Raw genomic sequence first — 11058 nt, forward strand, 5'->3', positions numbered from 1 at the left:
TCAGCTTCATCCGCTGTCAGTGGTGTGGCAGCGTGCGGGGGTATCCGAAGCGGGCGAGGAGGCTCAGGTCGCCGAAGCGGGTGAGCGCGTGGATCTGGTCTCCTCGCAGGGTGAGCACGGTGAGACCGTTGACCCGCCAGATCGGCGTGTTGGGATCGGGGAGGTAGAGCACCAGGGCGGGCTGACCGTTGGCCCGGGCGGGGAGGAATTTCACCTCCTGGCGCTGATGGGATGTCAGGAAACGGGCGATCGGCCCGGGTCCCCGGTACTCGGCGGGCTGCGGCGGCATCGTCAGCCTGGCGTCGTCGGTCAGCAGGGCCACCAGTTCTTCCACGTCGAAGCGTTGGAACGCGCTGACGAACCGGTCGACGACGGCGGCCTCGGCCGGTGACTTGGGAACAGGTACGTCGTGCGGGTGCCGGTCGGGCGGGAGGCCGGCCCGGGCCCGGATGAGCGCACTGTTGACGGCGGCCTGGGTGGTGCCGAGGATGTCGGCGGTCTCGGCCGCGGGGAAACCGAGCACGTCCCGGAACACCAGCACCGCACGCTGCTGGGGTGGCAGGTGTTGCAGGCCCGCCACGAACGACAGGGCGATCGACTCTTGGGCGTCGTATCGGGCTTCGGGGCCGGGGACCAGGTCGTCCGGATCACGGGGTAGGGCTCAAGCCACCACGGTTCGGCGGACCCGCCCGGCGCCGGCCAGCCCGCGCCGGAATCGGGCAGGCCTGCCGGTTGCGGACGGCGGGACTCGCCGCGCAGGTAGTTCAGGCAGCGGTTGGTGGCGATCCGGTACAGCCACGCCCGCAGTGACCTGCCGTCGAACCGGCCGATCGAACGCCATGCCGCCAACAGGGCCTCCTGGAGCACGTCCTCGGCGTCCTGTACCGATCCGAGAATCCGGTAGCAGTGCGCCTGCAACTCGCGGCGGTGGGGATCGATGAGTTCGCGGAAGGCCTCACCGTCCCCGGCCTGGGCAAGGGCGAGGGTCGCGTCGGTCATGGTGAGACCTGTCCCTTCATCTGGCTCCTGGGAAACGGGTTCTGCAAGTGCAACACCGGTGGCGGCTTGGATTCATCGCCGTCACGTCGGTGAATCGACACGACGGCCGGTGCTTCACCTGGTGAGGACTTTGACCAGTGACGACCGGAGACGCGCATGACCTCAGTGGACCCCAAAAATGACCTCCGCGCCGGGGCCCCCGCCGTGCCCGGCGCGGCGCGCCGGTGGCGGGCGTTCGCGCTGCTTGCCGTGGCGTACTTCATGACAGCGGTCGACATGTTGATCGTCAACGTGGCGCTGCCGACGATCGGTGTCGAGCTGCATTTCGCCGAGTCGGACCTGCAGTGGGTGGTGACCGCGTACGCGATCACCTTCGGCGGCTTCCTGCTCCTCGGCGGCCGGGCCGCTGACCTGCACGGCCGCCGGCGCATGTTCGTGGCCGGGCTTGCGGTGTTCACCGTGGCCTCGCTCGCCTGTGCGCTGGCAACCAGCGGCACGTTCCTGATCGTCATGCGCGGGATCCAGGGCCTGGGCGCCGCCGCGGTGCTGCCCGCCGCGCTGTCCATCGTGATGACCATGTTCCCCGAGGGGACCGAGCGCAACAAGGCGCTCGGCATCTGGGGCGCCGTCGGCGCCAGTGGAGCGACCTTCGGCGTGCTGGCCGGTGGCGCCCTGACCCGGTACGGCGGCTGGCCCTACATCTTCTACCTGAACGTCGCCGTCGGTGGGGCCGCGCTGCTGCTGACCCGGCGGGTGGTACCCGAGAGCAGCCGGCCGGCGGCACGCCGTCGCTACGACCTGCCGGGCGCCATCACCGTGACCGGCGCCCTGGTGCTCGCGGTCTACGCGATCTCGCAGGCACCGGCCGTGGGGTGGACGGCCGCCCGGACCCTGGCCCAGCTCACGGCGGCGGCGGCGCTGGCGGCCGCGTTCGTGGTCATCGAGGCCAGGGCGCAGGCGCCCCTGCTGCCGCTGCGGCTGTTCCGGCTGAAGACCCTTGCCGGATCCAACGCGGTCGGCTTCCTGCTCGGGGCCGGCTTCTACGGCTACATCTTCATCGCCACCCTGTACATGCAGCAGGTGCTCGGATACTCCCCGATGACGACCGGCCTGGCCTGGCTGATCGTCGGCCTGACCGGCGTGGTCCTCGCCGGGCCGGCCCAGCTCCTGGTCACCCGCACCTCGGTCAGGCTCGTGATGGCGGCCGGGACGACCCTGACCGGGGCCGGGATCCTCATGGCGACCCAGGCGCCCGTGCAGGGCAGCTTCTGGGCGAACCTGGCCGGCCCGTTCTTCCTGACCGGGACCGTCACCTGGGTGTTCATCCCGGTATCGATCGGAGCACTGGTCGGCGTCAGCGAACGCGACGCCGGCATCGCCTCCGGGCTCATCGACTCCTCCCAGCAACTCGGCGGCGCGATCGGGATAGCCGTCGCCTCCACCGTGACGGCCACCCGCTCCCGCAGCCTGCTCAGCCACGGCCACGCCGGCGCGGACGCCCTCACCGGCGGATTCCACCAGGCACTGTGGGTGTGCGGGCTCATCGCCCTGGCCGCCGTCCCGGTCGCGTTCCTCCTCATCCGGCGCACCGACACCGCCCAGCTCTCCACCAGCCGGCAAGACAAGACCCCCGCACGGCGATAACACCACCCAAACCGGCTTGCTCCCGCCCTTGGCCTATGCGGTTCCAGCCCCGTTTCACCTGCTCCAGCAGTACCCGTCCCCACCGGCGGTTGCTTCGAACGACCCGGCGGGTCTACCTGACGACGACACTCCCGCAAGCCAACCCGGCAGCAGCAACAGGAGGCACCATGCGCAACCTGATCGTGAGCAGCCTGGTCTCACTCGACGGTGTCCACGCCGACCCGCAGTCATGGGTCGGGGACTACTTCGACCAACAAGCCGTGGAGGAGTCACTTGCTGTCCTGCTCGACAGCGACGCCCTGCTGATGGGCAGGAACACCTACACCTACTTCGCTCCCGCCTGGTCCTCGCCCTCCGGCCCCTACCTGGAGCGGATCAACGACATGCCCAAATACGTCTTCTCCTCCACCCTGACCGCAGCCAACTGGAACAACACGACGATCATCCCCGGTGACCCAGCCCCCGCCGTGCGGGAACTCAAGGAGCAAGGAGACGGGCATCTGATGATCTACGGCTACGGCCGGCTCGCCCAGACACTGCTCGAACACGGCCTGGTCGACCAGCTGAACTTCGTCATCAACCCGGTCATGGCGGGCAGCGGAACCACGCTGTCGCGCCCCGGCAAGCGCACGAACCTGCGCCTGGTCTCAGCCACCGAGCGCCGCAACGGCGTCATCACCCTCTCCTACACAAACGCCTGAAGACCGGCCCGGAGGTCCGCCCGGACTTCGTACGCTTCGCAGCCGAACATCACGTGGCTTCGCCGGAGTTGATCGGGGGCAGCAGGCCGTCGCCCGGCCACAGCGGGCATCCTGCTTCCGCCCAGGCCAGTTGCCTGCCGACCTCGACGAGGACCGCGAGGCGGTCGCGAGGCCCGTACACCCGAGGTGCCCCGGATGTGGAATCGACGCTACGGATCTCGCTATGCGGGCCCACGCACACCAGGGCGCGGGCGATCTCCGGCAGCCCCAGGCCGAGAGCGTCGCAGTCGTGGTCGCGGATGACCTGCAGCAGGTCTTCGGTGACCGTCTGCCAGTCTGCGACCTGCGGCCAGCGGGCTCCGCCGTCCAGTTCGTGGCTGAGCGTGGACAGCGGCACGATCTCGCCCGGCCGCCGGCCGTGGACGAGGCGGGCGTGGATGCGGGCGCCGTCGGGCTGCCGTACGCGCGGGTGCAGCAGGCAGGCCGCGGCCACGACGGTGGCGTTGATCTCCCGGGCGGCCGCCGGGTAGTAGGGCTCGTGCGCGAACAGGAGGTAGACGTCCAGGGCGGCGGCCTGGCGGGGTGCGGTGTGGGGCACGGGAGAGGGTCCCTTCTGCAGCGGTGGGGTCGGAGCGGGACGGGGTGCCGGATGCGTCGCCGGTCGGGCGCCAAACGGGTTCGGGCCCAGGGACCGCCCCGGGGTGCAGGCGTCGTGGGCGCCGGGTGCGGTGGCGGTGGCGGCGTCCGCGGTGTGCGGGAGCATCTGAGACACCTGGTGGACGAGTTGGAGCATCAGTCGTTTGCGGGCGATGAGTTCGGCCGAGGGCGAGCGGGGGTCCTGGGTCTGGAGCAGACCGGCGGCGTCCCACAGCAACTGCCGGCCAATCTCGGCCGAGCGGCGCACCTCGTAGCGGGTGCTGCCGGCGGCGGCCCGGACCAGGCAGGTGTGCAGGGCGGCCAGACGCTGCAGGTAGCGACAGGGCCCGTCGCCGTCGACGGTGCGGACATGGTCGCGGGAGAGGGCGTCCAGCCGGTCGGGCAGGTGCTCGGCGAGCAGCGGGGCGAGGAACATCGCCGGCAGCACGACGCCGATGGGGAGGCCGTGGCGGGCGGCGAACACTGCGGTGAGCAGGCTGAACAGGGCGGCGCAGGCGGTGGACAGGCGCACGGATCCGGGGAGGGTGGCCCGGGCGATGTGCCGGGCGGGGCGCCGGGTCAGCCAGCGCAGGGCCAGGTGCTGCGCACGGGTCGCGGCCGGGGTGAGCACCCCCATCTGCTGGGGATGTTCGGGTGTGCCGCCGTCCTGGGGAACAGGCCAGGCGAGCCATCCCCACCCGGTGCGCTCGACAACAAGCACGGGCTCACAGGCGGCCGTACAGGTGTGGCCCGGGAGGTGGCCGGTGCGCAGGGCGCGGCCGCGTTCCTTCTCCCACCGCCCCGGGGCGTCGGTGAAGGGGCGCTCGTGGTGCGCGGCCGCGGCCGACGGCGGGGTGGGACGGGTGTCGGTCACCGGGTGGCTCCTTCCAGGTGGTCGGTGGCGGCGCAGGCGCAGGTGGTGCAGCGGCCGTCGCCGCCGGGACGGGCACGCCGGGGGGTGGGACCCGGGCAGGTGCGACAGGGTGGCCAGCCGAGGCAGGCCGGGCAGCAGTCCTCGCCGGGGGCGGTTGCGGGCAGGCCGCAGCCGGCGCATTCGACGAGGGCGCGGTAGGCGACGGCGTCGCTCACGGTGCGGGCGGCGGACGCGGTCGAGGACCACCCGGTGTCCGCCGCCATGGGCGGCATGTCGAGCGGAGGCGTCTGGTGGCCCTGTGGAGCGAGCTCGGGTGGCGGGTAGGCCTGGGCCGCGCGGAGCCGGGCGGCGATGATCCCGGCGACCGAGGTCCGCACCCGGTCAGGCAGCGGGCGGCCGGTGATGACGTGGCGCAGCTGCTCGGCGCTCCAGCCGGCGCCCAGCATCGCCGTGACGATGCGGCCCTGATCCGTCAGGGGCTTGCCGGTCAGCAGCAGTTCGCGACGGCCGGCCCCGATCTCAAGCAGCAGCCGGATCCCCGGGGGCAGCTCGTCCGCCGAAGGCGTCGGGTACTCCGGCCCGTTGCCCTGTCCGGCCGGTTCGAGCGGGGTGCGGGCGCACGGACGGACGGGGCTGGTGTTCTGCGTGTTGGTCTTCTTATCGTTGGTGTTCTTAAGGGGGCCATCAGCCAACGTAGGTTTATCCACCGGTGGAAAACCCGACTCTGGCTGCGACTTGGGGTTTTGCAGGGCGGGCAGGTCGGTGATGACGTACGCGGCCGCGGCGAGCGTGCCGTCCGGATTCCGCTCGCGTTCCCGGATGAGGAAGCCGTGTCTCTCCAGTTCCCTCAGTCCGCTCTTGACCGCGGCCTCGCCGTCACGGCCACGGTGGACGATGTCGGGAACGGACATCCGCCAGCCCTCGCGGTGCGTGCTGAGCAGCCCGAACAGGCCCTTGGCCTTGAACGACAACTGCGGGTCGCGGAAAAGGGCGTTGGCGATCTGCGTGAACCGGTCGGCCGCCATCACGCCGCGGCGGATCCCCGGCGACAGGGTGCTGTCGTGGCCCGCGTCGGTGGCCGTGGCCGCTGATGGGGGGTTGTCACCCGCGGCAGCGGGGGTGGCCGGGCGGTCGGTGATGCTGTAGACGATCTCGCCGAGCGTGCCGTTGGGACGACGCAGGCGTTCACGGATCAGATAACCGTGCGCCTCGAGCTCCCTGAGGCCGGCGCGCACCGCCTCCCGCCCGTCGGGCCCGAGCCGGGCCAGGTCGGCGATGGTCACCTGCCAGCCGTCCCGGTGCGTGCTGATGCAGCCGAAGATGCCCTTCGCCCGGTAGGACAACTGCGCGGCGCGAAAGAGGGCGTTGGCGATCTGCGTGAACTGATCGGCCGCCATCACGCCCCGGCGGATCCCCACCCCGAAACGGCTCACGGCCACGCCCCCGCATCACGCGCCATGCGCCGGCCCGCCGCCCCCACCGGTGCAGGCCGGGCGGCAGCCTCGGGTGTGGAGGCGTACGTGCGGTCCATGCCGCCAGCCCACCCGCCGCCCCCGACCACCCCGGCAGCCACCAGCCCCGACCACCCATCACGATCCGGCAACAACGCACAGCACCGGGATGGTCCGGTCTGTGGTCGCCCCCCGACCACGCACCCCTTGCGCGACGGCCAGCGGCTGCGCAGTCCGCTTGCGCAGTGCCCGGTAGGGGATGCGCAGTCGCGTCTGCGCGACGCGGTGGGGATCCTGCGCAGTCGGCTCACGCGATCCGGCTGCGCACTCCACCGAAAGATCACTGATCTCGATACCGCTGCCGTGTGCCGCACTGCGCAACCCTCAGCCCTCCTCCACTGCCCGGGCAGTGCACCGAAGTTCGCCTCCAGCCGGAGCGGCAGGTGCCAGCAAGCCGGCGTTCGGCGCTCGAGGCGTTGCGGGGATGGGGCTCTGCCGACGGCCCCGGCTGACCCGTGGACGGGTCTGTGGTCGGGGCGACCACAGACCCGACCACAGGCTTCGTGTCCTCATCGTGACCGTGGTCGGGGTCTGGCGGTCAGTGCTCTGGTCGGGGCCGACGGGTTGTCTCGAGGTCAGCAACATCCGTTCCGACCTGGGAGATTGACCATGTCCCCTGGCACGCAGGCCTCACCGAACGAGGCCGCTGCTCCGATGGCGGCCGGCGCCCGGCTGCAGGCGATGCGCCGCCGGGTCCATCTCACCCGCGTGGCGGCCCTAACCGCCATCGCGACCGGCCCCGTCGCCCTGTGCATTGCTCTCGCCACCCACCCGGCCACGGTCGAGGCAGCCACCGCGGCGAAGCCCACCGTCGTGCGCACCGGTGCGGCGGGCGCCGCCGACCCGGCCGGCTTTGCGCAGTTGTTCGTCGGTGCGTGGCTGCGCAGCAGCGCGGACGACGCGACGAGTGCGCAGGCGCGGCTTGCACAATCGATGGCGCCCCACGTGTACCTGCCCGAACCGGGCTATTCGTCCTCCACCCGCAAGCGGACGGCGTTCCAGGCGAGTACGGCGCACCCCTGCTCGCTGCTGGTCGGGCGAGGCCGCGGACCGCGCTGCAGTCGCCGCGATGCGAAATCGCTACGGCCAGGCGGTCTGACTACGGGCCTGTTCCAGGCCGGTCGCCGGGCGCCGTTCAGTTTTCGCCGAGGCAGTAGAGGTGGAAGTCCATGTTGGCTCCGTGGGGCAGGGTCGGGGCTGTTCGTCCTGGACGGCACCGGCATCGAGACGCGCGTACACGCCCTGCACACCACCACTCAGCTCACCGCCCTGCACGCTCTCCTGCGCGCCGTTCCCATCCTGGCCGCTCCGCTGACCGACATCCTTCGTGAGGTGCCGTCAGCGCCCGTGCGGCGGCCTATCCAAGCCGCTAAACACAGGATCAACTGGTTGGACACCCACCACCCCACCATGGCGCCGCCACACAGTCCACCGCCCATATGTCTGCCCCTCCCCCAGCGACCCAACCGTGGCCTGCACCTCCTAGGGAGGGGGCCTGACCACGGCAGGTCACAGCGCTCGCCTGGCGGCTGCAGGATTTCAGCCGCCTACGCGCGGGTGGGCGGGCCGGCCGATCGTCGAGTCGCTTCGAGGACGATCGAATTCCTGGACGCTGCGAGCTACCCGGTGCAGGGTTGGCGAGGGCGGCGGTGACACGCCGGGGCCATCCCCGGCCGGTCACACGTGAACGGTTCGTGATCTGTCAGCCCGCCAGGCACGTCAGCACGATGGTCGTGCTCTCTTTTGATGCGCCTACCAATCCTTGGGGGAACAATGCGCAAGATCGGTATTGCTGCCGCGTCCGGAATCGCCGGCATCGCCGTCTTCATGGGGTCCGGCTCGGCCCAGGCCCTCACCTTCAACAACGACGCCTGCCTGGATCTGCGCCAGGTCCAGGTCTGCGACAACCACACACTCTACCGGTTCGTCCAGCCGGCCGGCCCGTCACTGAACCCCTGCGGCATGCCCTGGCAGGCCGTGGTGGTCCGCTCCTGCTGAACCGCCCCACCACCCAGAAGGGGAAACAGATGAGCCTGCGCAAACGCGCCATCGCCATAACCGTCCTCGCAGCGACCGCGTTCGGTGCCCTCGGCGCGCCGGCCATGGCGGCTCCCATGCCGTGGGAGACCAGCAAGACCCCCACCGCCATCACCCACCACACCACCTCCCGGGCCGTCGCCGGCAGCGGCACGGTCACCGCGCTGTGCGGGGCTCCCTGCTACGAGTAGGCGGCCGCCACAAGGGCCTGAAGACCACAGGGGGGCCGGGGACTTGACCTCCCCCGGGCCCCCCATCCGTGGCGGACGACTCGATAGACCCGCGATGCCCGGCGACAGCTGCGAGCGTCGCATGGCTCCCGAAGGCACGTACAACCGCCCGCCGCACCGCGTGCTCCGGTGGCATCAGGTCGGCGAAAGCGACGTCGACGACATCCGCCGCATCCGACAACTTGCCGGGGCTGTCCGTGGGGTCGAGGTAGCTGAGGACCATGCGCAACCCCCACCAGGCCGGGGACCCCATTGCTCGACGACCCGCCCGCGCATGCCGTTCGGCGGCAACGGCCTGTGTATCGCCGATAGCGGTGGTCTGGGCATTGCCTCGCACCTGCCGTACCGCACGGCAGGCGCAACAACCGCCGTCGCCGCGACGCGACACGCTCCGCCACCCACTGCACTGCGGGCTACCGACGAAATGCGGTTCGCGAGGTGACGAAATGCCACATCGGCCACTGACAACCGGCCACGCCGGGGCGGCGGCGTCAGCGGCCGCCCTGCGGCCGCGACCTCCGCGCCGCCAGGAACACCAGCGCGCCTCCCGCCACCAGAAGGACGGCGGTGCCCGCCCGCAGCAGGACTCCGTCCGCGCCCGTGGCGGCAAGCCCGCCGCCAGTCGTCGACCCACTCCTGGTTCCCGCCCCGGAGCCGGACGGACTCGCGGTGGCCGTGGCCGACGGGGCCGCGGAGGCGCTGGGCGACGGGCTGGACGTCGCCGAGCCGCTGGCCTTCACCGCGATCGCCGCGGTGTCGTTCGCCGCGTCGTCGTCACGATTGGGGTACTCGGGGTTCTCCACCGCCCGCACACTGCCTCGCGCGCCGAGGACGACCCGGTCGATCCGCACCGTGAACTCCTGGGTCACCAAGTCGCCCGGCCGGAAGTCCGTGCTGGCGATGTCGCAGGTGTAGCTCTTCGCGCCGGCCTTGCCCGGTGTGCAGTTCCACAGCGGCCCGGGGTCGCCCTGCTCGCCGGGGCCGGGGACGCCGGTGATGGTGGTGCCGGCGGGCGGGGTCACCACGAACGTGCCGGAGTTGCCGGCGTCCGCCCACCGGAAGCCCATCCGGCCCGGCCCGTTGTTCCGCACACCCACGGTGACGCTCACCGTCTCGCCGGCCTTGCCCTCGACCGTGTCTCCGAGCGCCTGGTAGTCGGCGTGCTGGGTGGTGGCAAAGGTGCCGTGCCCGGAGCCGGTGAATCCGGAGCCGGAGGCGACGGACTTCAGGCCGAGCGGCGCGCCGGTGCCGGTCTCGGGGAAGTCGGACGGGTCGAAGGAGTCGGGCGCGGTGCCGCCGTCCGGCCACACGACGTAGGTGTTGTAGCCGTACATCGTGTCCTTGGAGGCGGTGTAGCGCAGCGGCGCGTCCGTCTCGTAGGCCGCGCCGGGCGCGATCGGGGTGTCGATGCGGCACCAGGCGCCGGCCTCGGGCCGGCCCGAGTAGTGGCAGTTGGAGTGGTCACGGGCGAGCAAGACGCCTTCTGAGTCCTGCACCCACAGCATGACGCCCTTGTCGGCCGGGGCTGTGCCGGTGTTGGCGAAGGCCGGGGTGCGCTCGAAGACGGCGCCGGGCGCGATGCCCTTCAGCGCCGGGTAGGGCCGCGGGAGGAGCTTCGGCCCGCCGACCAGGACGTCCGTCTTCCCCGTCACGGTGGCCGCGTCGGTGGCGGTGGCGGTGTAGGTGATGGCACCGGTGTCGCCCGCCTTGGCGGCCGCCGTGGGCTTCAGGAAGAACGGGTCGACCGGCTCCCTGCCCGACAGCGGACCCACGTCGCACCTCACCTTCAGGGTGCCGGTGCTCACGCAGTCCCCCGTGACCACCATCGTCGCCTTCCCGGCGAGGGACGACGCGTCGACCGCGACCGAGACGTCATGGGCGTCCCCGCCCGAGGCGGTGATGCCGAGGTCCAGGTTCGGGCCCTCGCCCTCGGTGGGGAGGTAGTAGGTCTCCTGGGCGTCCAGGACGAGCGTCGTTCCGGCGGCGTGCGCGGCCGGGGTTGCGACCACCATGGCGGCGGTCGCGACAGCGGCCGCCGCGGCCCGCCATGTTCTGCGTATCGTCAGCACACTACGTGGACACGCCACAACACCGGAAGGTTGCGCCCGAGCGTCCATCACCTGACGCTCCGGGAATCCCTCCAGAGCACCCGAACCAGCGACAGCCGACAGCCAGAAGATCACCGGGAATCTGCACCGGCCGGCGCGGGACCCCCACAGACCCAAGGCCGCGTTTCCGCAGGTCCCGAATTCCGCCGGTAGCCCCTGCTGTGGAGGACGCCTTCATATGCGGGGCAGGCCCGGCACGCGGGACCGCGCCCCCACAACCTCACCCGCACAGCGCCACCGGGGCCGACGCCGACGCGGAGGCTGGAGCCGCCAGGTCGTGGCACTCGGCCTGACCGGCACCGCCCTGATGGTCTGTGA

8 protein-coding genes and 1 pseudogene are annotated in these 11058 nt (G+C 71.5%); 4 read left to right on the top strand and 5 right to left on the bottom strand.

Going from position 1 to position 11058, the window contains the following annotated elements:
* Positions 1–16: 16 nt before the first annotated feature.
* Both ACIBN2_RS43760 and ACIBN2_RS43765 read right to left on the bottom strand, forming a co-directional pair.
* The gene (locus ACIBN2_RS43760; protein WP_399143368.1) at positions 17–580 is read right to left on the bottom strand and encodes a sigma factor-like helix-turn-helix DNA-binding protein; all 564 of its coding nucleotides are present in this window, start codon (positions 578–580) and stop codon (positions 17–19) included.
* A 218-nt stretch (positions 581–798) separates the two neighbouring features.
* A pseudogene (locus ACIBN2_RS43765) lies at positions 799–999 on the bottom strand (sigma factor); the annotation flags it as partial.
* A gap of 156 nt (positions 1000–1155) precedes the next feature.
* On the opposite strand from ACIBN2_RS43765, the gene ACIBN2_RS43770 reads away from it, so the two are divergent.
* Both ACIBN2_RS43770 and ACIBN2_RS43775 read left to right on the top strand, forming a co-directional pair.
* Positions 1156–2643 carry an MFS transporter gene (locus ACIBN2_RS43770; protein ID WP_399143369.1) on the top strand — a complete coding sequence of 496 codons (1488 nt, stop codon included), beginning with the start codon at positions 1156–1158 and terminating at the stop codon, positions 2641–2643.
* Positions 2644–2810: 167 nt separating this feature from the next.
* Positions 2811–3344 (top strand): dihydrofolate reductase family protein, encoded by a 534-nt coding sequence (locus tag ACIBN2_RS43775; RefSeq protein ID WP_399143370.1) that lies wholly within the window; start codon positions 2811–2813, stop codon positions 3342–3344.
* 49 nt (positions 3345–3393) lie between these two features.
* Here ACIBN2_RS43775 and ACIBN2_RS43780 read toward each other — a convergent pair whose 3' ends face one another.
* Together ACIBN2_RS43780 and ACIBN2_RS43785 are read right to left on the bottom strand one after the other, a co-directional pair.
* Positions 3394–4854, bottom strand: coding sequence for a hypothetical protein (locus ACIBN2_RS43780; RefSeq protein WP_399143371.1), 1461 nt, complete (start codon positions 4852–4854; stop codon positions 3394–3396).
* Positions 4851–6287, bottom strand: a complete 1437-nt coding sequence (locus tag ACIBN2_RS43785; protein ID WP_399143372.1) for a hypothetical protein — start codon at positions 6285–6287, stop codon at positions 4851–4853. The genes ACIBN2_RS43780 and ACIBN2_RS43785 overlap by 4 nt, the downstream gene beginning before the upstream one ends.
* Before the next feature lie 1851 nt (positions 6288–8138).
* On the opposite strand from ACIBN2_RS43785, the gene ACIBN2_RS43790 reads away from it, so the two are divergent.
* Positions 8139–8363 carry a hypothetical protein gene (locus ACIBN2_RS43790; RefSeq protein ID WP_399143373.1) on the top strand — a complete coding sequence of 75 codons (225 nt, stop codon included), beginning with the start codon at positions 8139–8141 and terminating at the stop codon, positions 8361–8363.
* A gap of 29 nt (positions 8364–8392) precedes the next feature.
* Entirely contained in the window at positions 8393–8593 is a 201-nt protein-coding gene (locus tag ACIBN2_RS43795) for a hypothetical protein (protein ID WP_399143374.1), read from the top strand.
* Positions 8594–9123: 530 nt separating this feature from the next.
* On the opposite strand, the gene ACIBN2_RS43800 is transcribed toward ACIBN2_RS43795, so the two are convergent.
* The gene (locus tag ACIBN2_RS43800) at positions 9124–10644 is read right to left on the bottom strand and encodes a hypothetical protein (protein ID WP_399143375.1); all 1521 of its coding nucleotides are present in this window, start codon (positions 10642–10644) and stop codon (positions 9124–9126) included.
* Between the last annotated feature and the right edge of the window lie 414 nt (positions 10645–11058).

The organism is Streptomyces sp. NPDC050534 (assembly GCF_044457745.1).
Lineage (GTDB): Bacteria > Actinomycetota > Actinomycetes > Streptomycetales > Streptomycetaceae > Streptomyces.